The sequence below is a fragment of the Anoxybacillus sp. P3H1B genome (assembly GCF_001560855.1).
Classification (GTDB): Bacteria; Bacillota; Bacilli; order Bacillales; family Anoxybacillaceae; genus Anoxybacteroides; species Anoxybacteroides rupiense.
The window spans coordinates 48,615-74,330 of the sequence record NZ_LPUG01000024.1; the positions used below are offsets into that span (position 1 = coordinate 48,615).

The window sequence follows — 25,716 nt, forward strand, 5'->3', positions numbered from 1 at the left end:
TTACATGAATATGTAGCTCTCTTTCTCTTTTCTGTTTGATTTGCAACGAATGTTGATAAGGTTCGACTAATTTATTGTAATCAATGGTTAAAATAAATGTAACGTTCCAAATGTCCAAATCTGTGGTATAATTTTCGAGTTGAATATAAAGAAGTAGGTGAAACGGCATGTGCGGTTTTATAGGTTGTGTCCATGATCATCCAAAAACACTTGATGAACAATGGAAAAAAACGTTTGAAGAAATGAATGACATGATTACTCATCGCGGTCCTGACGATGATGGATATTTTTTTGATGAACATGTTCATTTCGGCTTTAGACGTCTCAGCATTATCGATTTAGAAGCTGGTCATCAGCCGTTATCGTATGAAAACGAAAAATATTGGATTATTTTTAACGGTGAAATTTACAACTATATTGAACTGCGTGATGAATTATTGCAAAAAGGATATCCATTTGCGACCCACTCCGATACAGAAGTCATTATTGCTTTATATAGCCATGAAAAAGAAAAAGCGGTCGAAAAGCTGCGCGGCATGTTTGCCTTTGTCATTTGGGACAAGGAAGAAAAATCGGTTTTTGCCGCTCGGGATCCTTTTGGAATCAAGCCATTCTTCTATATGGAAGAGGAAGACCGCACCTTTTTTGCATCGGAGAAAAAAAGCATTTTGCATGCGATAGAAAATGATTTACTTGACTATGAAGCATTGCAGCACTACTTAACATTTCAATATGTCCCTGAACCGATGACGATGTCTGCCGGAATCCGCAAGCTGGAGCCTGGCCACTATATCAAAAAGAAAGTTGGCGAACCATTGACGATCCATCGCTACTGGAAAGCGAACTTTCAGCCCGTTGTTCAATCTGAAGATGAGCTTGTAAAAGAAATTCGCGAGGTATTATTTGATTCGGTGAAGGTGCATATGCGCAGCGATGTGCCTGTCGGATCATTTTTATCAGGAGGAATTGATTCATCGCTTATTGCTTCGATTGCCAAGCAATTTCATCCCAACATTAAGACGTTTTCTGTTGGCTTTGAGCGTGAAGGATTCAGCGAGATTGACGTAGCGAAGGAAACGGCGGAAAAACTGGGAGTCGAAAATATTAGCTATGTCATCTCTCCTCAAGAATATATGGATGAACTTCCAAAAATTATGTGGCATATGGACGATCCGCTTGCTGATCCGGCGGCTGTTCCGCTTTATTTCGTTGCTCGCGAGGCAAGAAAGCACGTAACCGTTGTCCTTTCAGGAGAAGGGGCTGACGAGTTATTTGGCGGCTACAATATTTACCGTGAGCCGCAATCGCTGGAGGTTTTTGAACGAATGCCTCAGGCGGCGAAGTCAGCATTGCGAATGATTGCCCGCATTCTTCCCGATGGAGTAAAAGGGAAAAGCTTTATTGAACGCGGTTTAACACCGATGGAGGAACGATATATCGGCAATGCGAAAATGTACAGTGAAGCAGAAAAGCAAAGCTTGCTGAAAAGTTATCGTAGTGGACTGGAGTATACGAATATTACGGCTTCTCTTTATCAGGAAACGCCGGATTATCCGCCTGTCAATCGGATGCAGTATGTCGATATCCATACATGGCTTCGCGGAGACATTTTATTAAAAGCGGATAAAATGACAATGGCGCATTCGCTGGAGCTGCGTGTTCCATTTTTAGATAAAGCGGTGTTTGCGGTAGCAGCCAAAATCGCTCCTGAATGGAAAACGGCGCAGCAGACAACGAAGTATATTTTGCGAAAAGCAGCAGAAGGTATTGTTCCTGACCACGTTTTACACCGTAAAAAACTTGGGTTCCCAGTTCCGATTCGCCATTGGTTGAAAAATGAAATGCATGATTGGGCGAAAAATTTAATTAAAGAGAGCGATACGGATTATTTATTCCATAAAAATCAGCTGTATCGTCTTCTTGATGAGCACTGTGCAGGAAAAGCAGACAATAGCCGAAAGCTTTGGACTGTGTTTGCCTTTTTAATTTGGCATCAGGTTTATGTTGAAAAAAAGTATGATTTTTCCTATTTATATAAAAAAGACAAACAACCATTATCAATCTAATCCGATTGATAAGTGATTGCTTGTCTTCCCATTTGCACCCAAGCATCTAAAAACTCGGCTTTGGGTGCTTTTTGATTTTTTGTCTTTTTCAGCGGGTCGTTAAAATAAATATAGTCCTTATCATATCCAGTAATCACAACAGAATGCTCGTAGTAGGTGATTTGAATAGGGCCGCTTGGAGTATCCCACTCGCGGAAGGCGGAGGCTGGGAGCTTTTTGAATGTGCTGTTTGTAATGATCCAAATGGGCGAGCCTTGGGAAAGATATTTTTGCAGCTCACTAAAATCGCTGCCGGTTAAATTGACAATTCGATGCGGCAAATATTTCTTGGCGAGCTGTTCAATTGGTTCGTGATATACCCCCAGTCCCGGAGTAGTTAGAGAATACATATCGCCGACAAATCCATCATGCGGATTTCCAAAGTATACTTTGCCATTTCGCCGTTGAAACGGAGTCGGGTCCTTTTTTACTTGCTTTGCCAAGGTGATCTTGTCGACTTTCACTCCAGCGTCTTGCAGAAGCATAGCGAGACTAGTTACTTCACAGCCGCGCGGCAGCTCAGGAAGCTGAGAGATCAGCGGGACATCGAGCAAAACGAAAGGTTTGATGTCCTCTTCAATAAAAGTGGAAACGACCCGGCGCAAGCTCGCTTCCTCTTTCATGAAATCCAGTTGTTTCCAACGATTAATCGCCGCTTTAAATTCATGCTGACGAAGCATCACCAATGCTAGCATGGCCAGGCAAAAGGCGACAACAATCATTTTCCAGCCCGTTCTTAGCAAATAAATCGTAATGGCTCCAAGTAAAAGAACGATGAGCGCAAGCAATAAAATAAGACTAGACGACATGCTGTTTTCTCCCTTGTTTTCAAAATTCATACCCTATCATATCATATTCTCAGTGAAAAAAAGGAGAATTTTTAAGCGAAGCGAAAAGATGATGATCGGGTCTTTTGAAAATAGTGAATCATCCCTATCAGTCAGAAGATTCTTTCGCGCGAAGCTGCAGCGATTTGTAGTATTGGCCTTTTTCCACATATTCGCGGCGGATGCGGCTCATTTCTTTTTCATCCTCTTCTGTCAGCTCGCGAATCACTTTAGCAGGACGCCCAAACGCCAACGTTCGCGGCGGAATTTTTTTGCCTTGCGGGACAAGGCTGCCTGCACCGATAAATGCCCCTTCACCAATTTCGGCTCCATCCAAAATAATAGAGCCCATGCCAATTAACGCATTTTTACGAATGATCGCGCTATGCAAAATGACTTGATGTCCGACGGTGACGTCATCTTCAATAATGAGCGGATTATTTGGACTTTGATGCAAAATCGAGTTATCTTGAATATTGACGCGATTGCCGATTTTTGTCGGAGCGACATCGCCTCGGATGACCGTATTAAACCAGATGCTTGTTTCTTCACCGATGATCACATCGCCGGTAATCGTTACATAATCGGCGATAAACGCTGATTCTGCAATTTGCGGATGCTTATCTTTATACGGATAAATCATGGACTTCTTCCTTTCTTCTGATGAAGGTATGTATTTACTATAAGTGTACAAACTTTTTTTATATTCGTAAATGCGAAAGGGGGATTTTGGCATGTGGAAATGGGAAGCAGAGCAGGCAAAATCGGTGGTGGTTATCGTTCACGGTGCGGCTGAGCATCATGGCCGCTATAAATGGCTGATCGAGATGTTCCGTTTACATGGCTTTCACGTAGTGATGGGTGACCTCCCAGGACAGGGAACCACGACGAGAAGGAAAAGAGGGCATATTGGATCATTTGATGAGTATATCAATGAAGTCGCAGACTGGATTAAGGCCGCCCAAGCTTTTCAGTTGCCGATTTTTTTGCTTGGGCATAGCATGGGGGGACTTGTGGTCATCCGTGCTTTGCAGGAGAAACGCTTGCCCGTCAAAGGCGCGATTTTATCTTCACCTTGCTTAGGGTTAGTCACTTATCCGTCTAAAGGCTTGGATCTATTATCGAAGGTATTAAACCATATCGCTCCTTCCATGCTGTTTGACTCAGGACTGTCAGTAGAAGCAGCGACAAGAAATGAAGAAGTACGCGAGATGGATAAAAATGATTCCCTCTATGTCACGAAGGTATCTGTTCGCTGGTATCGTGAATTAGTGAAAGCGATGCAAATAGCCTCTCGCAAAATTCATAAAATTTCCGATATTCCATTGTTGCTCATGCAGGGCGGAAACGATAAAATTGTGGATAAAGTAGTTGTAAAAGAATGGTTTGACAAATTGCCAGTATCAGAAAAGGTGTATAAGGAATGGAATTTACTATATCACGAAATTTTTAATGAGCCGGAGCGTGAAGCGGTCTTTTTATACGCAAAGGCATTTTTAGAAACGCAGCTGCAGCTGCAAAAAACATTGTAAACGGCATGAGGTTGGGGTGAGCTTGTTGAGTATTCCGAAGCATCCAGTTTCTTTAATGAGGAGAGTTTATCGCGATGTATTTCCTGTCGTACACCGCGAATTAGCATATTGGAAGCGAAAAGCCGAGGCAATTCCTGATCCGGAGCTGCGAAGGCAAGCGCTGGCCAGTATTGAAACGAAAACCTTTCATTGTGAGGGAGGTTCTATTTTAGCGTTATTGGCTGAAGAGGGTATAGCGCCCTGTATCCGTTTTATTGTAGCTTACCAAACCATTAGCGATTATCTTGATAATTTATGTGACCGCAGCACATCGCTTGACCCGCTTGATTTTCAAACATTGCATGCTTCGATGCCAGATGCGCTGCGGACTGACGCGATTCCTTTCAATTATTATCGCCATCGCAATGAACAAAATGATGGCGGCTACCTTTGGGAGCTTGTTCATACCTGCCAAAATGTGCTGAAACAAGTGAAGCATTATCACATTATTGCTCCATTTTTGCAGGAGCTGGCAGGCTATTATTGCAATTTGCAAGTACATAAGCATGTGAAGCAAGAAGAACGGGTACCGCGCCTTGAACGGTGGTTTGAAGAGCATAAACATCATCTTCCACCGATGGAGTGGTATGAATTTTCCGCTTGTTCCGGTTCGACTCTTGGAATTTTTTGCCTAGTTGCCTACGCATTTACCGATTCGTTTAACGATGAGATGGCTTTGCGCGTCCGTAACGGTTATTTTCCTTATATTCAGGGACTGCACATTTTGCTTGATTATTTTATTGATCAAGAAGAGGACCGTAACGGCGGAGATCTGAATTTTTGCTTTTATTATCCGAATGACGCGGCTTTATTTGAACGGCTTTGTCATTTTATCGAGGAGGCGGATCGCCATGTGGAGGAGCTGCCGCATGGAGCTTTTCATCGTTTGATTCACCGCGGGTTACTAGGTCTGTATTTATCAGATGGAAAGGTGAATGAACAGCGCGAAGTACAAAGATTGGCCAAGCGTTTGATCCGTTGCGGCGGAGCTATTTCTCACTTTTTTTATTGGAATGGACGCATGTATCGAGCATGGCAGAAATGGATAAAGTAAAGGGCTGTCCATAGCTTGGACAGCCCTTTTTATGGTAGACGAAGTCCATTTTGAGTTGGTCTTCTATTTATTTTGAACTTCATCCATTCCGCATCAAACATTGAACAGACAAAGAATGAAGCTGAGCTAAGTGTGTGGATCAACCAATAAAACGAATCGGCCTTGCTGGATTCCACGCTTTTTTTTGTAGTCGGCAATCCCTTCTTAAACAAAGAACGTTTTGCGGGCAAATGGATGGGGCTGTTGCCGTTCTTGGATGATCAACGCTTGTGGGACTTTTATCTTTTTTCAATGGCTACAATAAATGGAGGGCTGTTGATTTGATTGATAAACTCATATCGCAATACATGGGCCTGCTTTTGATCTAATGTTTGCACATACTTAAGCAATGCATCCCGTTCAATCGCTCCTTCGGGATGCCCGTGATAAATAACCAAAACGATGATGGCTTCCGGTGCCATGATTTGTAATAGCTGTTCGAGCGCTCGAATGGTGGAATGCGGCTTTGTTACAATTTGTTTATCACCGCCAGGCAAGTAGCCGAGATTGAAAATGGCGGCGGTGATCTGACCGTGATGGCGCTGCGGAATCTTTTCAATTAATTGGTCATGGCTCGCTTGAAACAATGTCACTTGCTCCATTACACCATGCTCTTGTAGGCGTCCCATTGTGTTTTGAATGGCTTGTGCTTGAATATCGAAGCCAAACACATGCCCCTCTTTTCCGACACGTTCTGCTAAATATAGAGTGTCGTGGCCGTTTCCGACCGTTGCATCGACGGCGATGTCTCCTTTTTTTACCGCTAAGTCAATCAGCGAACGGGCAAACGGGAGAATGCGTGCAAGCTTCATATCGCTGTCCCTTCCTTTGTGCAGTATTTCCCTTGATAGCTATTGCGTTTTTTCAGTTCGGCGTCAATAGCATTTAAAACCCCCCATTTATGAACGCTCCACATCGGCCCGATCATTAAATCAATGGGACCGTCTCCGGTAATGCGATGGACGATCATTTCAGGAGGCAAAATTTCGAGCTGGTCGCAAACAAGCTGGATATATTCATCAAAAGATAAAAACTTCAGCAATCCTTTTTTATATTGCTTCACCATTGGCGTTCCTTTTAGCAAATGCAGCAAGTGAATCTTAATTCCTTGGACATCTAACTCAGCCACTGTTTTAGCTGTTTCCATCATCATATCATAATTCTCGAGCGGCAATCCGTTGATAATATGAGTGCAAACGCGAATCCCGTGCTTGCGAAGCTTCTTGACTCCTTCTACATAGCAAGAAAAATCGTGAGCCCGGTTAATAAGCAGCGCTGTTCGTTCATGGACGGTTTGCAGGCCAAGCTCGACCCATAAATACGTTCGCTCATTTAATTCTGCTAAATATTCGACGACATCATCTGGCAAACAATCGGGGCGGGTGGCAATCGATAGACCGACGACCCCGTCTAGGCCTAGCACGGTTTCATATTTTTGGCGCAGCACTTCAACAGGAGCATGTGTATTGGTGAAAGCTTGGAAGTAGGCTAAATATTTCCCTTCCTTCCATTTAGCATGCATTTTTTCTTTAATATGATGGAATTGAGTCACTAAATCATCCGAACGATTTCCTGCGAAATCGCCAGAACCGGCTGCACTGCAAAAGGTACATCCGCCATAAGCCACTGTGCCATCGCGATTAGGGCAATCAAAGCCTCCATCAAGTGAAACTTTAAACACTTTATGACCAAATGTTTGTCGCAGGTGATAGTTCCATGTATGATAGCGTTTATGGTCTGTCGTATATGGAAATGGGTTCATGAGCATCCCCCTTTTGTTTGCATCATATCATTTCAGCATTGTAGCATGATTTTTATGAAAAATCGACCGTTGCCAATCATTAACGTCATAATGGAAACAAGAATCGCGCACATTAAAAGTGGAAAATGATTATTTTTCAGTTGGAGGGGACAGAATGGCAACGCGGCAATCAGTTGAACAATTTTTACAGCATTGCGAGGATGTCGTTCGCTATGCGAAGGATCAATATTATCAAGCGCAAAAGCAAGAGCATTATAACGATACGGAATACACGAATGCCCAGCAAATGCTTGAAAATACAGTAAACGATTTAGCTCATTTGGCTTTAAGCTGTAATGCCCAGCAGCGTGAACAGCTGCATCGTATGCGATTGCAATTGGAGCAGCTGCAAAATGACATGATTTTGCTGGATCACTAAAAAAGGAGGAACCGGTAACATGAAAAAACGTTCCAAGCAAAACAATCCCGAACAAACCACGAGACATAACGATCCCGAATTAGGAAAAGAGTTTGACCCCGTCAAACAGTCTAAAAAAGCGTATGAGCAAACGGGCGGACAGCCGCAAAAATCGAAACAGCATATTGAATCATAAGAGTTCAAGGAGCTTCCTATTTTTATGTATAGGCAAGCTCTTTTTTGTGGAAAGGAAGCGGTGTAAAAGCTTGAACAGAAAGGAGAAAAAATCGAGCTCCATTTTTTTAGGCATTGCCTGCACCGATGAGATGAGCGATAGAACTTGGGTGCTTCTATATTTTGTTCCCTATGTAAGCAGCCGATCGTCCGCTTTCGGCGTTTTGGCGTGGCTGAGGTAAGCACCGCTTGCCTCCTGACCATGAGTTTTGGGCCCACGAGTTTATTTCTATATCGCCGCCATGTGTATCAAAGCCGCTATTGCTTTTTGATTGCGTTGATTTTGAAAAACGAATACAATGAATTTGGAAATGGAAATCATTTTAGGAGGAACTTGTATGCCCCGTGAGCTTTGGATGCTGCTGATTGGGATGGTTTTTTACGTAACAGGGGCTTCTTTTTTATGGCCCTTAAATGCGATTTATGTTCATGAAGAGCTGCATAAATCTTTGGCGGTAGCTGGGGGTGTGCTCATGCTGAATTCTGCTGCGACGATCGTTGGCAATCTGCTCGGTGGGATTTTATTTGATAAATGGGGCGGCTTTCGGTCATTAATGCTAGGAGCGGTGACGACTTTAGTGGCCATTGTTTTTCTCGTTTTTTTCCATGGATGGCCTGCTTATCCTATCTTACTTGCCGTGATCGGATTGGGATCTGGCATTGTTTTTCCGGTTGTGAATGCTTATGCAGGCGCAATTTGGCCAGAAGGAGGAAGAAGGGCGTTCAATGCAGTCTACGTGGCGATCAACATTGGGGTAGCCGCTGGCTCATCCTTCGGTGGCTGGATTGCTTCTTATTCGTTTGAGTGGATTTTCATCACAAATACTCTTATGTACCTTTTGTTTTTGGTTGTTGTTCTTTTTGGATTAAAGCCTGTTCAATGGAAGAGTGGGCAAAAGCCATCCATTAAAAATGCTGCTTCTGTCTCTATACATTCACGAACAGCGTGGCGTGCGTTTTTGATTTTATGCACCGGTTATTTTTTATGCTGGCTAAGCTATGTTCAATGGTCTACGACTGTTGCGGCTTACACCCAACAGCTTGGCCTTTCATTAAGGCAATATAGCCTGCTTTGGACCATAAACGGAATGCTGATTGTGCTGGCGCAACCGCTGCTTGGAAAACTGTTAAGCCGTTGGTCCAATCAACTGAAGCTGCAAATGATCGTTGGCTTTTTTATTTTTGCCCTTTCCTTTTTGATTTTATGGCAGGCGAGTGTATTTTGGCACTTTGTTGCCGCGATGGTTGTATTGACCATCGCTGAAATCATGGTCTGGCCCGCGATTCCAACCGTGGCCAGCCAGCTGGCATCACAGGAAAAGGAAGGATTTTATCAAGGAATTGTGAACAGCACGGCAACGGCAGGACGAATGATCGGTCCAGTTCTTGGCGGTTTGGTTGTGGATCATGCTGGAATGAAGCCGCTGCTTGCGATCCTATTTGTTTTTGTTCTTATTTCCATTTTGACGACAGCGATTTATGACCGCAAGCTTAAGCAAGAAAGTCCAATCGAAACAAAAGCTGCTGTCTAAAACATTCGGAGTTCTTCCGAATGTTTTTTATTGACAATACGCCATTAATTCAATATATATCTAATTAGATTTGTATCGAATTTTAAGGGTGACAGATGAAAAGGAGGCGTAACCGATGCAATTAAGCCGGTTAGTGAGCTTTTTTAAAACGATAGGCGATCCCACGCGCTTGCGCATGATAAAGCTGCTTGCTGAGGGGCCATTGCATGGACAGGCAATCGCAGGAAAACTTGGCTTGACTCCCCCGACCATTACCCATCATTTGCATAAACTAAGAGAAGTGAATGTCGTTTATCAACGGCGCGACGGCAATACCATTTATTTTTATTTAAATAAGCCAGTGATTGATCATTACGCAGCAGCGTTAACGGATTTAACGGAGCAAGCGGAGAAGGAAAAAGATAGAAAAGAAGCGGCAGAACGGCAAAAGGTTATTGACCATTTCTTCACGTGCGAAGGACGGCTGAAGCATCTTCCAGCTCAACGCAAAAAGAAACTGATCGTACTGGAGCACATGCTAAAAGGCCTGAAAAAAGGAGAGAAATATGAAGAAAAGCAGTTAAATGAGTATATTAAAAAATTTCATGATGACTATGCGACGATTCGCCGCGAATTTATTATTCACAACTATATGTATCGCGAAAATGGCATTTATGAGCTAAATCCGGAAGAAATGTGGGCAAAGGAATAACAGGAAAAAGAGGGGTAGAGGATGGGCCTCATTTATTTTTTTCCTTTACTTGCAACAAGCCGATAAATTTCTTAAAATAATGATTATAATAAAATATTGTCAAATAACAGTGAAAAGGATTAGTAGTGAGCAATACGGAATGCAGAGAGTTGACGGATGGTGCAAGTCAACCGAAGTTTGTTCATGAACTCGCCTTTGAGTTGCGAATATGAACGGCTGTTTTGCCTAATAATGTTCGCCGTGAATCTGCGTTAAGGAATCGAGTGGGCGCACGTTTTTTGTGCGCTAAACAGGGTGGTACCGCGGGAAGTTCAATCTCTCGTCCCTTGTGAAGGGCGAGGGGTTTTTTATTTTCTTTTTTGTTAACACTTTGGAAATAGAAACAGAAAGATGGGAGGACGTGACATGAGCTTTAATCATCTTGACATTGAGAAAAAATGGAAAAAATATTGGGAAGAAAACAAAACATTTAAGACGAGCGAAGAGGAAGGAAAGAAAAAATTTTATGCGCTTGATATGTTTCCTTACCCTTCGGGAGCCGGCCTTCATGTCGGGCATCCAGAAGGATACACAGCGACTGATATTTTAGCGCGAATGAAGCGCATGCAAGGATATAACGTGCTTCATCCAATGGGATGGGATGCGTTTGGCTTGCCAGCTGAACAATATGCGTTAGATACTGGAAACGATCCGGCCAAGTTTACGGAACAAAATATTAATAACTTCCGCCGGCAAATTAAATCGCTAGGATTTTCTTATGATTGGGATCGCGAAGTCAATACAACTGATCCAAATTATTACAAATGGACACAATGGATTTTTTTAAAGCTTTATGAAAAAGGCTTAGCCTACATTGATGAAGTGCCTGTCAATTGGTGCCCGGCGCTTGGAACGGTTTTGGCGAATGAAGAGGTTATTGATGGAAAAAGCGAACGTGGTGGGCATCCGGTAATCCGCAAGCCGATGAAGCAATGGATGCTTCGCATTACAGCTTATGCAGATCGCTTGCTTGAGGATTTGGAGGAACTGGATTGGCCAGAAAGCATTAAAGAAATGCAGCGCAACTGGATTGGCCGTTCAGAAGGAGCCAATGTCCATTTTGCCGTCGACGGACATGACGAGACATTTACCGTATTTACCACGCGTCCGGATACATTGTTTGGCGCAACGTATGCGGTGCTTGCTCCTGAGCATCCGCTCGTAGCCCAAATTACGACACCTGAGCAAAAAGAAGCAGTAGAAGCCTATTTGCAGCAAATTCAAAGCAAAAGCGATCTTGAGCGCACGGATTTAGCGAAAGAAAAAACAGGTGTATTTACAGGCGCTTATGCGGTCAATCCAGTAAATGGAGAAAAATTGCCAATCTGGATTGCTGATTATGTGTTAATGAGCTACGGCACAGGCGCGATTATGGCGGTGCCAGCACATGATGAACGCGACTATGAATTTGCGAAAAAATTCAACTTACCGATTAAGGAAGTCGTCGCGGGCGGCGATGTGACAAAAGAAGCGTATACAGGCGATGGCGAGCATATGAACTCCGGCTTTTTAAACGGTTTAAATAAAGAAGAAGCCATTAAGAAAATGATTGAATGGCTTGAAGAAAACGGAAAAGGCGAGAAGAAAGTATCCTATCGCCTTCGCGACTGGCTTTTTAGCCGCCAGCGTTATTGGGGCGAACCCATTCCGATCATCCATTGGGAAGATGGTACGATGACGCCAGTGCCGGAGGAAGAGCTTCCGCTGATGCTTCCGAAAACAACTGAAATTAAACCGTCAGGAACAGGCGAATCGCCGCTTGCGAATATCGAGGATTGGGTCAATGTCGTTGACCCACAAACAGGAAAAAAAGGCCGCCGCGAAACGAATACAATGCCGCAATGGGCAGGAAGCTGCTGGTATTACCTGCGCTACATTGATCCGCACAACAGCGAGCAGCTGGCTGATCCTGAAAAATTGCAAAAATGGCTGCCGGTCGACATTTATATCGGCGGAGCTGAGCATGCGGTGCTGCACTTACTATATGCGCGTTTTTGGCATAAATTTTTATATGATATCGGCGTGGTGCCGACAAAAGAGCCATTCCAAAAGCTCTTTAACCAAGGAATGATTCTTGGCGAAAATAACGAAAAAATGAGTAAATCAAAAGGAAATGTCGTCAATCCAGACGATATTATCGAAAGCCACGGGGCCGATACATTGCGTTTATATGAAATGTTTATGGGGCCGCTCGAAGCATCGATCGCTTGGTCGACAAAAGGTCTGGATGGTGCCCGTCGCTTCTTGGATCGTGTATGGCGATTATTTGTTGAGGAAAATGGCGAGCTCAATCCGAAAATCGTCGATCAGGCAGAAGGGGATACGCTTGAGCGAGTATACCATCAGACAGTGAAGAAAGTCACTGAGGACTACGAGGCCATTCGTTTCAATACGGCGATTTCCCAATTAATGGTCTTTATTAACGAAGCGTATAAAGCCCCTGTTCTACCAAAAGCGTATATGGAAGGGTTTGTGAAATTGTTATCTCCAGTGTGTCCGCATATTGCCGAAGAGCTATGGGAAAAGCTTGGCCATACAAATACGATTGCATATGAAGCGTGGCCTGTATATGATGAAACAAAATTAGTCGAAGATGAGATAGAAATCGTCGTACAGGTGAACGGCAAAGTGCGCGCGAAGCTCCATGTTCCAGCGGATGCTTCAAAAGAACAAATGGAGCAAATCGCCTTAGAGGACGCAAAAGTGAAAGAACAGCTCGACGGAAAAACGATACGTAAGGTGATTGCCGTTCCAGGTAAACTAGTCAATATTGTGGCCAATTAATCAAAAGCAAGTCCCTCACAGCCTGAAAGAGTGAGGGACTTGCTTTAAAAAGAAAGGAGAAAAAGAAATGGAAGAAATGAAAGAAATAACAGCAGAGGAACTCAAGCAAAGGCTGGAAAAAGGGGAAAAATTAAATTTAATCGATGTGCGTGAAGACGAAGAAGTAGCGTACGGCATGATTCCGGGAGCGAAACATATCAAAATGGGCGAGATTCCACATCGTCTAGAAGAATTCAATAAGGAAGAGGAGTACATTTTTATTTGCCGTTCTGGGGTGCGCAGCGAAAATGTTTGCCACTACCTTCAGGAACTGGGCTACAGCGTTTGCAATATGGTCGGCGGCATGCTGGCATGGGAGGGAGAAGTAGAATAAAATGCCGCAACCAAAAAAAGAGGCTGATGTCAGTTGATGACATCAGCCTAAAAAATGTCGCTGAAAGTTTTAAAAGGTTGAAGGAAATTAATAACCTGGATGGTCTTCGTTGATCGTATAGCCGCCTGTGCCTTTAATATAACCTGGATGATCTTCAAAAGGCGTAATTAAGCTCAATCCTAAAATCGTGAATAATACAACACCTAATAATTTTTTCATTATTAACTCCTCCTTAAAAAGATTTTATATTATAATTTTTTTCTTTGTTGGATTGATAATTGATAGTAATAACTGCTCTTTTTATAATAAAATTTTTTAGAATAGATACCAGCGAGTTTTTCATAACATTCAATAAGAAATGATATATCTTTTTTGGCCTCGAAATGAGGAAGAATAGTTTCTTCAATAAAGTTTTTTAACGTTTCCTCATCGCTGTTTATTTCGTGCTGTAACATATATAACTTTAATATAAAATCATCAGTGTATTGGGTAAAATCAAATCTTTCTAGGCATTCTGAGATCAAAGAGCTGGCAGCTGACATATTTTTGCACAGAACATACTCTTTTGCTAAAAAATAAGCTGTTCTTAAGTATTCTATACTGTCTTTTTTTAAAGAAAGAGATTTCAAATAAAAGTCAATTGCTTTTTGAGATTCTTTTTTAGCAGAATATAGATGACCTAGATTGTGATATACTTTCGAAATAGTGTTTTCTAGCTTTAAAGAGCGAGCAATGCTTAAAATATTTTGAAAATGCTGCTCAGCTTGATTAAATTCTTTAATTCTGACATAGTTGATCCCAATTATTAATTGACAATCAATGCTACGTAAATATTGAGAAATTGAATTGAATAAATTTAAGGCTTGATGACCATATATCAGAGCCAGAGATGGACGATATAGATAGCTATAAGTTAATGCCAGATAATAGATCAGTTCAGGCTCAGTATAGCGCATTTTATCGCTAATGCTTTTGGCCATTTCGAATTTTTGGATTCCTTCTTCATATTGCTGATTCATGCATAAATAAATGCCGTAAAAGCAATAGAAATAAAGCAACTGCCCGTTTGTCAGCTTTCCTTTAATCTTGGTGAAATAATCGATCAATTCTAAGGCGGAGGATAGCTGGTTTTTATAAAGATGGTAACGCAATAACGTGAGCTTGTAATGAATAACGAGATTGATATTTTCGATAAATTCGATTTTTTCAGACAAAGAATGGGCATATTGATCTGCTTGGCTTGTGTCGCGATCGATAATCGCCTGGTACCACGCCAAAATATCCTCGTTTAATTGCTTTTGCTCAGAAACGATGTTGTCGTAGCTGAGACCTAATCTCGACAATAACAGCACAATAATTTCTTCATTGGCAGTGATTTTGTTGTTTTCAATTTTGCTTAAGTACGGAACGGAACATATCCCTTTGGATAGCTCTTCTTGTGTCATGCCTTTTTGTTGACGATTAATCGCGATAATCATCCCGATGTCTATATCTATATTATCTCCCAAAATGTACATAAATCAATGCCTACCCCCCTTTTTTTATATTGAGAAAATAAAGGCAATCCTCTTTTAATAGCTAGGTCTTTTCGACAGCATTTTCTCAACATGGCCATATAACGCACATTTCATGTTTATGTCCTAAAAAATAAGATGATAGTCATAGATGTTGCCGCTTTTAGTCGAAAAAGAACAGATTTTCTAGCTTGTAAAAATAGGTCCTTTCAATGGTGTTTATACATGGAGTGGATTAGCTATATTGAGAAAATGTTAGGTTGTTAAGCAATTTCAAAAAATGAAAAAACTCCTTCGCTTAGTCACCATTATATTCCTAATCATATTAATATTCAAATCAAACTAAAAAATGCAGTCCGCTATTTTTTCATTTGGTCTTGAATCAGAAAAATAGCAGTTAAATAGCAGTTTCATGGATTGTTAATAATCGTGGAAAATAAATTCGTCTATTCGATTTACGGATGTTCGTGGTTTGTTCGATATTAAAAAAAGATGAAAAATGAGTGAAAAAAACTTGTTAAGAAAATATTTTATCAATATTTTAATTCAGTAGTGAAAAAAAGCAAAATATTGTCGTTTGATTCTTCCGAAGCAAAAAGAGGAAAATCGATATCTTTAAGGAAATAAACAATACATTTGCAGTGATCGCGTGTAAGAAGCAAGTTGATTAGATAGAAAGGAGAATGAAAATGGGCCTAGAACGTAGCTTGCCGCTATTTCTGCATATTTCGCTTCATCGAATGTGCGATCATTATTTGCCGAAGCTGCTGGCGGCTATTCAATGCTTGGACGAAAACGAAATATGGTGTTGCGAAACGGAAGAAAGCCATTCGATTGGCGGAATCATTTTGCATATTTGTGAGCATATTCACAGAAACGCGTTGCAACTTTCGAATCCAACGGTCCAATTTTCTAATGGAATGGAAGAATATTTTCCAAATGGTCACTGGACTTCCGGGGAATTATGCGAATATGTGCAAGAAATATTCAATGAATGGCGAGTGGAGGTGGAAAAACGGCTGGAATGGGATCAGCGAGTCGATATGCATCGGATGTATCATGTAGTGGAACACACCTCCTATCATCTTGGCCAGATCATTGACCGCACAAAGCGGTTGAAATGGATTTCCTTTCAATTTTGCCAGAAAGGGCTAAATGAAAAAGGACTAAGGGAGATGATCGAAGCAAAATGTACAAAGTAAAATTATTTGATGAAGAGCATGAAAAAGATTTAGAAATATCCGTCAATCAATTTTTATCAGGATTAAAAGAAGGACAGCTTATCGACATTAAATATGATGTGGCTCTAATGGAGTCAGAGGGAGAGCAGATTTACTGCTTTTCAGCGATGGTCATTTATCGGGCCTAGCGAAAATGGCTAAGCCCGATGTAGTAAAGCATGTTTTGCCGCGTTCATTCCCGCAAGCCGTCCGGTGACAAGGGCGGCTGTAATGTTATATCCACCCGTGTAGCCGTGAATATCTAAAATTTCGCCGCAAAAATAAAGTCCCTCCATTAGCTTGGATGCCATTTCTTTTGGATGGATCTCCTTTACCGATACACCTCCGCCCGTCACAAACGCTTTTTCGATTGGCAAAGTGCCGTGGACATGGAACATAAAATGCTTGCAACTTGAGATGAAGGCGCGAATCTTTTCATGAGCGAGCGTGCTTGCCGATGCTTGCGGATCTATATGGTTTTTTTCTAATAAAAATAATAAATAGCGTTCGGGAAGGAGTCCTTTTAAGAGATTTTTGATCGCTTTTTTTGGCTCATTTTTGATGGCAGCAACCACGCGCTGAAACAGCATTTCTTCGTTTTCGTCAGGAAGCGCATCGATACTCATCGTTACCGCATTTGCTTTTTTTCGCTCTTTCACGACAAATTGGCTGCAGCGGAGCGCAGCCGGACCGGAGATACCAAAATGGGTAAAAATCATATCCATTCGATGGGTCACAACCGTTTTTCCTTTTTGATTCAGAACGCTCAATGCGATATCGCGCAGGGAGAGTCCTTGCAATATGCGCTCTTGAATAAATGATTCATTGGAGATGATCGGCACCTCTGTCGGAAATAGTTCTGTTACGGTATGCCCGGCTTTTTTCGCCCATGCATAGCCGTCTCCTGTCGATCCCGTATGAGGAACGGATTTTCCGCCAACGGCGACGACGACGCTGTTGGCGGCAATAAATTCTCCATTTTTTAACGTAACGCCGACCGCTTTTCCATTTTCATATTCCACATCAGCAACTGGTGTATTCAGGCGAATATGTACTTTAAGATTGTCCAGTTCATTGATTAGCGCTTGGACAACAGATTGTGCATGATCTGATACAGGAAACATTCGGCCATGGTCTTCTTCTTTCAGCAAAACGCCAAGCCGCTCAAAAAATTGAATAATGTCTTCATTGTTAAAGATCGAAAACGCGCTATACAGAAAACGGCCATTTCCTGGAATATGCTTGATGATTTCCTCAACAGGCAGCCGATTGGTCACATTGCAGCGTCCGCCTCCAGAAATCGCAAGCTTGCGCCCCAGCTTGTCCCCTTTATCTATAAGAAGGACGTTCGCTTTTTGCTCACCGGCCGCAATCGCTGCCATTAATCCTGATGGTCCGCCTCCGATCACAATGACATCATACTTCACTTGCTTCACCAACCTTTCTTTTTCTATTATAGTCGAGAGATGAAAATTTCTCGACTTGCCTGCAAATGTGATAAAATACAGTAGTTGTGAAAAGATGCACTCTAGGGAAGGGATGTTATGTCAGCTTCAAAATTGCTGCGTGGAACATTTATTTTGACAGCGGGTGTGATGCTGTCGCGCATTCTTGGTTTAGTGTATGTCATTCCGTTTTATCCGCTTGTCGGAGAACGGGGTGGAGCGCTTTATTCGTATGGATATGTGCCGTACCAAATTTTTATCAGCCTTGCTACAGCGGGAGTGCCGCTTGCGGTTTCAAAATTTGTTTCAAAATACAATGCGCTAGGGGAATACGGCACGGGCTATCGGCTGTTTCGCTCGGGGCTATTGCTAATGACGATCACCGGCATTGCCGCCTGTGCGATTCTTTATACGATCGCACCTTGGATCGCTCCATTTGTGATTGATAAACAAGTAGAGGGAAATTCCGTTGCTGATGTTGTCACCGTCATTCGCGCTGTCAGCTTCGCTTTAATTATCGTGCCAGTGATGAGTTTAATCCGCGGATTTTTCCAAGGGCACGAGTCAATGGGACCGACCGCTGCATCGCAGGTAGTGGAACAGCTGATCCGCATTATTTTTCTGTTGGCCAGTTGTTACATTGTGCTGCGTGTTTTGCATGGGTCGCTTGTCACAGCGATTAGCTTGGCAACATTTGCGGCATTTATTGGCGCTCTAGGCGGACTTGCCATATTAATTTGGTATTGGTGGAAACGTAAAGAGCATTTAGCCGAATTGCTCACACAAGACCGGGGACAGCTTCATCCTTCTTTAAAAGATATGTATAAAGAATTAATTATGTATGCCGCTCCGTTTGTGTTTGTTGGGCTCGCGACACCGCTCTATCAGCTAATTGACCAATTTACCTTTAACCGGGCGATGGCCAGCATCGGGCTTGCGAAAATTTCCGAAGAAGCGTATTCCATTTTTAATGTATGGGCGCAAAAGCTTGTCATTATTCCTGTGACGCTGGCGACATCATTTGGTTTGACATTGATTCCAACGATTACGAAAGCTTATATCTCCGGTGACCGGAAATCGTTTCGCAAATATTTAAATCAGACGTTTCAAGTGGTGATGTTTTTAACGGTTCCGGCGGTCGTCGGAATGGCCATTTTGGCAGAGCCGATGTATGCGGCGTTTTACAACTACGATCCGCTCGGCGAGCAAGTGCTTCGCTGGTATGCGCCGGCGGCGATTTTATTCGCGATGTTTTCTGTTACCGCTGCCGTATTGCAGGGCATCAACCAGCAGCGCTTTACAGTCATAAGTTTGACGCTTGGATTATTAGTCAAGCTTTCACTAAATACTTTCTTCATTACAAAGTTCGCTACCATTGGAGCGATTTTAGCTACTACGTTTGGATATTTTCTTTCGGTCGTGTTTAATTTATTTATTATCCAAAAATACACAAAATACCGTTACAATTTCGTTATTCGGCGCACGATTTTAGTCATGATTTTGACAGCGATTATGTCGATCGGAGCGGTTGTTATGCTTCATTTATGTCAATGGCTGTTCCATTATAACGGTGGAAAAGTCGAATCAGTGGTCATTGTGATCATTTGTGCGGCGGTTGGTGCTGGGATCTATTTCTTGCTAAGCGAGCGGCTCGGGCTTATTTCCTCTTTATTTGGCAATCGTTTTGCCTTTTTACAACGGAAAAAGAAGGCGGTTTCGTGACCCGCCTTCTTTTGTCTCCGTTTTTAAAATTGACCTGTAGGAGGAATGCCAAGACGACGCTCGACGCGTTGAAGACGGCGATTAAGTCGGTTAATTTGCTCGCCCTGTCGCTCAATGGTTCGTTCCATTCGATTTAAGCGTTGTTCCAGCGTTCCCGAAGGTCCAGGATGACCGCCTGGAAAGCCGCCTGGAAAACCGCTTGGAGCTGGGCTAGTAGGGAATCGGTTGTCGTATCCGGTGTCCGCCTCCGCTGGATAGTCTGGAAATCCTCCTGTATATGGCTGTTGCTGGTAGTAGTATTGATAGTAATTGCTCATAGGCAAATTCCCCTTTCTTTATTATTCTTAAGTATTGTATGTAAGGATGGGAGGATGCGGAATAGGCAAACGTCTAAATTCATACTTTTGATAAAATTAGGAAAGGAGCGTTTATGTTGAGTTTACGGATTGATAAAATGTTAGCGAATATGGGATATGGAACGCGCAAAGAAGTAAAAAAACTGCTGAAGTCCGGCGTAGTAAAAATGGATGGTGTCATCGTGAAAGATCCGAAAACACAGGTGAATCCAGAGACGCAAATCGTTACGGTTTGGGGGGAAGAGGTAGAGTATAAAGAATTTGTTTATTTGATGATGAATAAGCCGCCTGGAGTAATTTCAGCAACGGAAGACGACATGGAAGAAACGGTGGTCGATTTGCTTGAAGAAGAAGATCAAATCTTTGCGCCATTTCCAGTAGGACGGCTCGATAAAGATACAGAAGGGTTGCTTTTATTAACAAATGACGGACAGCTTGCTCATCAGCTGTTGTCTCCGAAAAAGCATGTGCCAAAAACCTATTTTGCTGTTATTGACGGTGAAGTCAATGAGGAGGATATTGCCGCATTTCGTCGCGGTGTTATTTTGGATGATGGGTATGAAACCAAGCCGGCTGAATTGATAATTTTAAAACCTGGGACTCGTTCGGATGTCGAAGTGACCATTACGGAGGGAAAATTTCATCAAGTGAAACGCATGTTTCAAGCAGTCGGCAAGCGCGTTGTTTATCTGAAACGCATTCAAATGGGGCCGCTTGCGCTTGATCCGTCGCTGGCGCTTGGGGAGTATCGAGAATTAACAGAAGAGGAAATAGAGATGCTGAAAAATGTTTCAGCACATGAAATAAAAAAAGGGAACCTTTAAATCTTGAATAAGGTTCCTTTTCTATATTCATGATCTTTCATTCATGGTTACGGTATGTTGAGGCTAATGACCGTTTTGTTTTTTTATAACCTCTCACCTTTTTTCTAATGACCGACTTAAGAGGACATCCTCACCTTCTTATTGGTTGTCGTCCATTTGCCCTTGCTTGGGCTGCGAACTAGGTCATTATATGCTAACACGTTCAAATCACGCTGAATTGTCCTTGGAGTGATGCCGAATTCATCAACGAGCTCTTGCGTTGTTACAGTTCCTCTCTCGCTGATAAACATGTAAACAGACTTAATCCGCGTTAGCATCCGATGAGTAGAAGGTTTCAAAAGACCACTCCCTATCCTTACATAATTCGCATGGCACAACATCATCGCTGCTTCTAAGATGAGAGATTATATCTAGTTGTTTTTCTTTTACTACTATTTTACACGAAATAGACCAAAACATGCTACACATTTATTGTGATTTACAAAATATTTCAACATTTTTCATTTGTTTGTAACAAATATGTTTGTTTTTACTTGATTGTGTTATGATTGAAAAAAATGGTTTTATGAACCAAAATAAGCTTTTTCTGCTACATACAATGAGGAAATAGAACTTAGAGCGCTGATGAAAAAGAAGTCGCTCCATTTTTTCTGCTGTCGGGGGCAAGCTACTATATACAAGATATAATGTGACACAAATGTTTATTATTGTTTGTTTTTCCCCCTTTTTACTTAATTTTTATTAGCAAAAGAGACCATGAAATGAGGTGGCAGATATGCAAATCAATTGGCTGGAAGAAGTGCTTAAAAGAAAAGATGAACTGATTCGTGATACACAAGAATTTTTAAGAATACCGAGCGTGTTGGATGAAAAAAGCGCGACTGCCTCGCAACCTTTTGGAAAGGAGGTAGATGAAGCGCTGCAATTTTTGCTTAAAAAGGGACAAAAGGAAGGATTTCTTGTTAAGAATGTGAACGGATTTGCCGGTCATTTAGAAATGGGAGAGGGGGATGAATTAATCGGCATTTTATGCCATGTTGATGTAGTTCCGCCTGGCGACGGTTGGACAAGTGATCCGTTTGCTGCGGACATTCGCGACGGAAAAATATATGCGCGCGGGGCGATTGATGATAAAGGGCCGACGATGGCAGCGTTTTACGCGATGAAGATTGTGAAGGAGCTTGGCTTGCCGCTTCATAAGCGCGTGCGCATGATTATTGGGACAGATGAGGAAAGCGAATGGCGCTGCGTAGATCATTATTTTCAGCACGAAGAAATGCCGACAATGGGATTTGCGCCGGATGCAGACTTTCCGATTATTTACGCTGAAAAAGGAATTGTTGATTTGAATTTGGAGCAAATCACAGCGGCCGACAATGAGAATGGAAGCATTCGGCTTGAATCGTTAGAAGCAGGAAGACGTTATAATATGGTTCCTGATTTGGCTGTAGCGGAATTGCGCGCGGAAACAAAGCTGCTTCTTGAGATGGAACAGCGTTTTCAGCAATTTCTAACAGACTTTCATGTAAAGGGAAAAGCGATCAATCATGAGCACGGAATAACGTTGCAGGTGGAAGGAGTTTCAGCCCATGCGATGGAACCGGATCAAGGAAAGAATGCGGGAGTGTTGCTTGCTGCTTTTTTAGCGAATATGCCGCTTGATGCTCAAGCAAAAGCATTTGTCCAATTTCTTGATCGTTACTTTCGTGATGATTCTCGCGGGAAAAAGCTCGGGATTGCTTATTCTGACGATATGACCGGCGATCTTACGGTGAATGTCGGCATTCTTTCCTACCATGAGGGCAAGGGAGGTAGGATCGGAATCAATTTGCGCTATCCGGTAACGAACGATTTGGAACAAACAAAGCAAGTGATTGAGCAAACAGCAAAACCATACGGGTTTTCTCTTACCCATTTTAGCGACTCCAAACCGCATTATGTCGATCGCCGCCATATGCTTGTTCAAACGCTGCAGCGTGTATATGAAGAGCAAACTGGAGAACGTGCGGCGCTTCTTTCGATTGGCGGTGGAACGTATGCCCGTTCTCTAGAAGCGGGAGTAGCGTTTGGACCGCTTTTTCCGGGAAGACCGGATGTCGCTCATCAAAAGGATGAGTACATGATCATTGACGATTTGCTGAAGGCAACAGCGATTTATGCTCAGGCCATTTATGAACTTGCGAAATGAAAAGCTTTTCAAAACGCATTACAATAGAAAGAAACCATAACCGCTCCGTGCTGGGCGGTGTTTTTTCTGAATGAAAGGACGTGGGGAGTATGGAGGTCTCGGCAAGGCGCGAGATATTGCCATTGAAAATCGTATTTTTACTTGTTTATTTTTGTACATTTTTTGGTTTTGGGGCATTCTTTCCTTTGTTATCTGTTTATTTAAAAAATGAAATGAAGCTTTCAGGAACGGAAATTGGGATGATTATGTCGATAAGTCCGATTGTGACCATTTTTATTCAACCGCTTTGGGGAATGATTTGCGATTATACGAAAAAGCCAGTGACCGTGCTCACGACAGCGTTTGTGCTTACAGCTTTATTTAGCGTTATGTACTCTTCGGTGCATCAATATACGTGGATTGTGGTTATGGCTGTTCTGTTAGCTTTTACCCAAAGCGCGATTGTACCGATTTCTGATAGCATTACATTAAATTATGTGCAAAAAACATCAGGAAATTATGGATCGATACGTTTATGGGGATCCATCGGCTTTGCTTTTGCAGGGCTTGTCGGCGGCTGGCTTTCGGAAACGTTCTCCCTTGTTGCTATTTTTTATATACTCACTTTTATGTTGTTATTGTCAGCTGGTCTTGCTTGGAAGCTGCCGCGTGAAGGTCATTCCATGAATACAGCCGTTGTACGCGGAATGGCGCAATTGTTTAAAATTCCAAAGTTTGTTTTGTTTTTAGCGGCGGCCTTTCTCGTATTCGGTCCGATTTATGCAAACAACTTTTATTTCGGGGTGTTTGTGGAAGAAATGGGAGGGACGCTGACAGGAGTCGGTTTTGCCTTTTTATTGGCTGCTGGAAGTGAAGCCCCGTTTATGAAAATGACAGACAAACTGACCCGCCGGTATGGCATGATCACGATTTTAGCCTTTGCTGCGACTGTTTCAGCGTTGCGTTGGTTCTTTTATTTCTTTGAGCCGCCGCTTTGGCTCATTTATGTGACCACCGTTGCTCAAGGCTTTTCTGTCGGTTTGTTTATTCCAGTAGCTTTGCAATACGTACGGGAAACGGCACCGGAGAGCGTTCGAGTGACGGCTGTTTCGCTATATTCAGCAGTCAGCAATGGACTGGGCAGCTGGTTTTGTACAGTGATCGGCGGCTACATTTTAGACAAGAGCCATGCCAGTGATATTTATTGGTTTTTTAGCCTATTAACAGTGGCTGGTTTAGCCATTTTAGCCATCATCGCATTATGGGACAGAAAAAGGATGAAGGATATCTCTTAAGGGATGTCCTTTTTTTATCTAATAGAATTTGATAAAATCTAGAAAATCAAATGTTATTGTAGATGGGAGTAAAAGCTGATGATCAAGACGCATTATTTTATCGCCGTTACATTAGAAGAAAAGATAAAGGAGCAGCTGGCAAAATGGAGTGAAAGCGTGAAATTGCATTTCCCGTTTCGCACATGGGTGCATCAGCAGGATTACCATATAACTTTGGCATTTTTAGGAGAGACGCCCACGGAAAAGGGGGAAGCGGTCTGCGAAAAATTGCACGAAATCGGGCAACAGCATGAACGCTTTTCGTTAACGCTTGCGGAAATTGGAATTTTCGGTCAGCCTCGGGCACCGCGCATTCTGTGGCAGACGGTGGAACAAGAACAGGCTCTTATTGCTCTGCGAAATGATGTATATGGGGCATGTGAACATATTGGTTTTACGCTAGATGCACGCCCATTTGCTCCGCATATTACGATTGCCCGCAAATGGCAGGGGGAGGAAGAGTTTTCATTAGAGAAGTTAAAAAGCTTTGAGCGTGTTCAAGGCTGTTTTACTGTGAAAGAAGTGATTTTGTATCGAACGCATCTTGACCGAGTGCCCAAATATGAAGCCATTGCTTTATTTCCGCTCAGCCATTAGAAAGGGAGGAACAGCATGAAACGAGCCTTGATTATAGCAGTACAAGTGGCTGGTTTATATGGGCTGTATGGGATCGGCGTGTGGCTGCAGCATTGGTTTCATTTGCCGATTCCGGGCAGCATCATCGGGATGCTGTTGTTGTTTTTCCTGTTGATGTCAGGCGTCGTCAAAGAGCGCTGGCTTGGTGACGGAGCCCAGTTTCTGTTGTCGTATTTACCGCTTTTATTTGTTCCGTCCACCGTTGGAATTGCGGATTACCTCTCCCTTTTTCAGGGAAGAGGCTTGCTGTCGATCGCGGTTGTGATGATAAGCACGGTAATGGTCATGACAGCAAGCGGTGCGATCGGGCAATGGCGAGCGAAAAAAGCCGAAAAAGAAACAGAAATTCATCAGGAGACAAAGGGGATGAATGGATAATGGAAAGAGCTGTCGGCTTTATTTTATTAACCCTTGTTGTTTATGAAGTCATGAAAAAATTATATGTTCGCTTTTATACACCGCTTCTTTTGCCGATTGTTACGACTACAGGGACCCTCGTTGCGGTTTTGTTGTGGTTTCAGCTTTCATATCAAACCTATATGGAAGGAGGAAAATGGATTGGGCGATTGCTTGGTCCTGCTGTAGTCGCTCTTGCCTTTCCCCTTTACCATCATCGTCAGACGCTGAAGCGTCAATTTTGGCCTATTTTTCAGGCGGTTTGTGCAGGCGCCATGATCGCGATTGTAAGCGGAGCTTGTTTTTCGGTTTTGTTTCATCTGAATAAAAAGGTGTTGTTCTCTTTGCTTCCCAAATCCGTCACTTCGCCAATCGCCATGGATATTGCAAAGGAAATTGGCGGCATTCCGGCTTTAGCCGCTGTTTATGTGATGATTGCCGGGATTTTCGGAGCGATATTTGGACCGCCTCTATTGCGGGCTTTGCAAATTACGCATCCGCTTGGTGTTGGAATTGCGCTTGGCTCCGCTTCTCATGGTGTTGGAACGGCTAAAGCGTTGGAAATCGGAAAGGAAGCAGCTGCGATAAGCTCGATTGCGATGACATTAAGTGCTATTTTAGCTGCTTTCCTTTGTCCATTATTTGTTTCTGTTTTATTATAGAAAGATAGAAAAAGAAACTGATGAGTTCGGGG

General features: G+C 42.7%; 27 protein-coding genes and 1 other annotated feature. Of the genes, 18 read left to right on the plus strand and 9 right to left on the minus strand.

Annotated features, from left to right (window positions below; all coding sequences use genetic code 11):
• Nucleotides 1–167 precede the first annotated feature (167 nt).
• Nucleotides 168–2,066, plus strand: a complete 1,899-nt coding sequence (gene asnB / locus AT864_RS14375; RefSeq protein WP_066150056.1) for an asparagine synthase (glutamine-hydrolyzing) — start codon at nt 168–170, stop codon at nt 2,064–2,066.
• Here asnB and AT864_RS14380 read toward each other — a convergent pair.
• A complete protein-coding gene (locus AT864_RS14380; protein ID WP_066150059.1) occupies nt 2,063–2,914 on the minus strand; it encodes a C39 family peptidase in 852 nt (283 codons plus the stop codon). The genes asnB and AT864_RS14380 overlap by 4 nt on opposite strands.
• 127 nt (nt 2,915–3,041) lie before the next feature.
• Nucleotides 3,042–3,575 (minus strand): gamma carbonic anhydrase family protein, encoded by a 534-nt coding sequence (locus AT864_RS14385; RefSeq protein ID WP_044745866.1) that lies wholly within the window; start codon nt 3,573–3,575, stop codon nt 3,042–3,044.
• Between the two features lie 91 nt (nt 3,576–3,666).
• Here AT864_RS14385 and AT864_RS14390 point away from each other — a divergent pair, with 91 nt between their 5' ends.
• Both AT864_RS14390 and AT864_RS14395 read left to right on the plus strand, forming a co-directional pair.
• On the plus strand, nt 3,667–4,464 hold the full coding sequence (locus tag AT864_RS14390) for an alpha/beta hydrolase (protein ID WP_066150063.1): 798 nt from the start codon (nt 3,667–3,669) through the stop codon (nt 4,462–4,464).
• 25 nt (nt 4,465–4,489) lie between these two features.
• Complete coding sequence (locus AT864_RS14395; RefSeq protein ID WP_066150171.1) at nt 4,490–5,557, plus strand: tetraprenyl-beta-curcumene synthase family protein; 1,068 nt, start codon at nt 4,490–4,492, stop codon at nt 5,555–5,557.
• A gap of 278 nt (nt 5,558–5,835) precedes the next feature.
• Here AT864_RS14395 and AT864_RS14400 read toward each other — a convergent pair whose 3' ends face one another.
• Both AT864_RS14400 and AT864_RS14405 read right to left on the minus strand, forming a co-directional pair.
• Nucleotides 5,836–6,408: a class I SAM-dependent methyltransferase gene (locus AT864_RS14400; RefSeq protein ID WP_066150066.1), complete on the minus strand. Its 573-nt coding sequence runs from the start codon at nt 6,406–6,408 to the stop codon at nt 5,836–5,838.
• A complete protein-coding gene (locus AT864_RS14405; RefSeq protein ID WP_066150069.1) occupies nt 6,405–7,358 on the minus strand; it encodes a TIGR01212 family radical SAM protein in 954 nt (317 codons plus the stop codon). Before AT864_RS14405 ends, AT864_RS14400 begins: the two co-directional genes overlap by 4 nt.
• Before the next feature lie 154 nt (nt 7,359–7,512).
• Here AT864_RS14405 and AT864_RS14410 point away from each other — a divergent pair, with 154 nt between their 5' ends.
• The 6 genes from AT864_RS14410 to AT864_RS14435 all read left to right on the plus strand — a co-directional run bounded on the left by AT864_RS14410 (nt 7,513) and on the right by AT864_RS14435 (nt 13,408).
• Nucleotides 7,513–7,776: a YtzC family protein gene (locus AT864_RS14410; RefSeq protein ID WP_066150072.1), complete on the plus strand. Its 264-nt coding sequence runs from the start codon at nt 7,513–7,515 to the stop codon at nt 7,774–7,776.
• A 19-nt stretch (nt 7,777–7,795) separates the two neighbouring features.
• Nucleotides 7,796–7,951 carry a glycogen biosynthesis protein GlgD gene (locus AT864_RS14415; RefSeq protein ID WP_066150075.1) on the plus strand — a complete coding sequence of 52 codons (156 nt, stop codon included), beginning with the start codon at nt 7,796–7,798 and terminating at the stop codon, nt 7,949–7,951.
• Nucleotides 7,952–8,327: 376 nt separating this feature from the next.
• Nucleotides 8,328–9,521, plus strand: coding sequence for an MFS transporter (locus tag AT864_RS14420; RefSeq protein ID WP_066150078.1), 1,194 nt, complete (start codon nt 8,328–8,330; stop codon nt 9,519–9,521).
• Nucleotides 9,522–9,636: 115 nt separating this feature from the next.
• Nucleotides 9,637–10,212 carry a metalloregulator ArsR/SmtB family transcription factor gene (locus tag AT864_RS14425; RefSeq protein ID WP_066150081.1) on the plus strand — a complete coding sequence of 192 codons (576 nt, stop codon included), beginning with the start codon at nt 9,637–9,639 and terminating at the stop codon, nt 10,210–10,212.
• Between the two features lie 100 nt (nt 10,213–10,312).
• Nucleotides 10,313–10,542: a binding site (T-box leader), on the plus strand.
• A 75-nt stretch (nt 10,543–10,617) separates the two neighbouring features.
• Entirely contained in the window at nt 10,618–13,035 is a 2,418-nt protein-coding gene (gene leuS, locus AT864_RS14430) for a leucine--tRNA ligase (RefSeq protein WP_066150084.1), read from the plus strand.
• A gap of 67 nt (nt 13,036–13,102) precedes the next feature.
• On the plus strand, nt 13,103–13,408 hold the full coding sequence (locus tag AT864_RS14435; RefSeq protein ID WP_066150087.1) for a rhodanese-like domain-containing protein: 306 nt from the start codon (nt 13,103–13,105) through the stop codon (nt 13,406–13,408).
• Nucleotides 13,409–13,495: 87 nt separating this feature from the next.
• On the opposite strand, the gene AT864_RS18550 is transcribed toward AT864_RS14435, so the two are convergent.
• Together AT864_RS18550 and AT864_RS14440 are read right to left on the minus strand one after the other, a co-directional pair.
• Nucleotides 13,496–13,627, minus strand: a complete 132-nt coding sequence (locus AT864_RS18550) for a hypothetical protein (protein ID WP_255357514.1) — start codon at nt 13,625–13,627, stop codon at nt 13,496–13,498.
• A gap of 29 nt (nt 13,628–13,656) precedes the next feature.
• Nucleotides 13,657–14,925, minus strand: a complete 1,269-nt coding sequence (locus AT864_RS14440; RefSeq protein ID WP_066150090.1) for a tetratricopeptide repeat protein — start codon at nt 14,923–14,925, stop codon at nt 13,657–13,659.
• A 686-nt stretch (nt 14,926–15,611) separates the two neighbouring features.
• On the opposite strand from AT864_RS14440, the gene AT864_RS14445 reads away from it, so the two are divergent.
• Together AT864_RS14445 and AT864_RS14450 are read left to right on the plus strand one after the other, a co-directional pair.
• Nucleotides 15,612–16,124 (plus strand): hypothetical protein, encoded by a 513-nt coding sequence (locus AT864_RS14445; protein WP_231734665.1) that lies wholly within the window; start codon nt 15,612–15,614, stop codon nt 16,122–16,124.
• Entirely contained in the window at nt 16,112–16,291 is a 180-nt protein-coding gene (locus AT864_RS14450; protein ID WP_044745878.1) for a sporulation protein Cse60, read from the plus strand. The genes AT864_RS14445 and AT864_RS14450 overlap by 13 nt, the downstream gene beginning before the upstream one ends.
• A gap of 9 nt (nt 16,292–16,300) precedes the next feature.
• On the opposite strand, the gene AT864_RS14455 is transcribed toward AT864_RS14450, so the two are convergent.
• Complete coding sequence (locus AT864_RS14455) at nt 16,301–17,569, minus strand: NAD(P)/FAD-dependent oxidoreductase (protein ID WP_066150096.1); 1,269 nt, start codon at nt 17,567–17,569, stop codon at nt 16,301–16,303.
• 117 nt (nt 17,570–17,686) lie between these two features.
• Here AT864_RS14455 and AT864_RS14460 point away from each other — a divergent pair, with 117 nt between their 5' ends.
• A complete protein-coding gene (locus AT864_RS14460) occupies nt 17,687–19,309 on the plus strand; it encodes a polysaccharide biosynthesis protein (RefSeq protein WP_066150099.1) in 1,623 nt (540 codons plus the stop codon).
• Between the two features lie 23 nt (nt 19,310–19,332).
• Here the strand turns inward: AT864_RS14460 and AT864_RS17730 are convergent, their stop codons facing one another.
• Complete coding sequence (locus AT864_RS17730) at nt 19,333–19,626, minus strand: hypothetical protein (protein ID WP_082741709.1); 294 nt, start codon at nt 19,624–19,626, stop codon at nt 19,333–19,335.
• A 116-nt stretch (nt 19,627–19,742) separates the two neighbouring features.
• Here AT864_RS17730 and AT864_RS14470 point away from each other — a divergent pair, with 116 nt between their 5' ends.
• Nucleotides 19,743–20,489 carry a pseudouridine synthase gene (locus AT864_RS14470; RefSeq protein ID WP_066150174.1) on the plus strand — a complete coding sequence of 249 codons (747 nt, stop codon included), beginning with the start codon at nt 19,743–19,745 and terminating at the stop codon, nt 20,487–20,489.
• Nucleotides 20,490–20,605: 116 nt separating this feature from the next.
• Here the strand turns inward: AT864_RS14470 and AT864_RS17735 are convergent, their stop codons facing one another.
• Entirely contained in the window at nt 20,606–20,827 is a 222-nt protein-coding gene (locus tag AT864_RS17735) for a DeoR family transcriptional regulator (protein WP_080862041.1), read from the minus strand.
• Nucleotides 20,828–21,264: 437 nt separating this feature from the next.
• Between AT864_RS17735 and pepV the strand changes: the two genes are divergently transcribed.
• The 5 genes from pepV to AT864_RS14495 all read left to right on the plus strand — a co-directional run bounded on the left by pepV (nt 21,265) and on the right by AT864_RS14495 (nt 25,684).
• Complete coding sequence (gene pepV, locus AT864_RS14475) at nt 21,265–22,677, plus strand: dipeptidase PepV (protein ID WP_044745881.1); 1,413 nt, start codon at nt 21,265–21,267, stop codon at nt 22,675–22,677.
• Nucleotides 22,678–22,766: 89 nt separating this feature from the next.
• A complete protein-coding gene (locus AT864_RS14480) occupies nt 22,767–23,951 on the plus strand; it encodes an MFS transporter (protein WP_066150101.1) in 1,185 nt (394 codons plus the stop codon).
• A gap of 78 nt (nt 23,952–24,029) precedes the next feature.
• Nucleotides 24,030–24,587, plus strand: a complete 558-nt coding sequence (gene thpR, locus AT864_RS14485) for an RNA 2',3'-cyclic phosphodiesterase (protein WP_066150104.1) — start codon at nt 24,030–24,032, stop codon at nt 24,585–24,587.
• A 15-nt stretch (nt 24,588–24,602) separates the two neighbouring features.
• Nucleotides 24,603–25,004 carry a CidA/LrgA family protein gene (locus tag AT864_RS14490; RefSeq protein WP_066150107.1) on the plus strand — a complete coding sequence of 134 codons (402 nt, stop codon included), beginning with the start codon at nt 24,603–24,605 and terminating at the stop codon, nt 25,002–25,004.
• Nucleotides 25,004–25,684, plus strand: a complete 681-nt coding sequence (locus AT864_RS14495) for an LrgB family protein (RefSeq protein WP_066150110.1) — start codon at nt 25,004–25,006, stop codon at nt 25,682–25,684. Before AT864_RS14490 ends, AT864_RS14495 begins: the two co-directional genes overlap by 1 nt.
• The last annotated feature ends 32 nt before the right edge of the window (nt 25,685–25,716 follow it).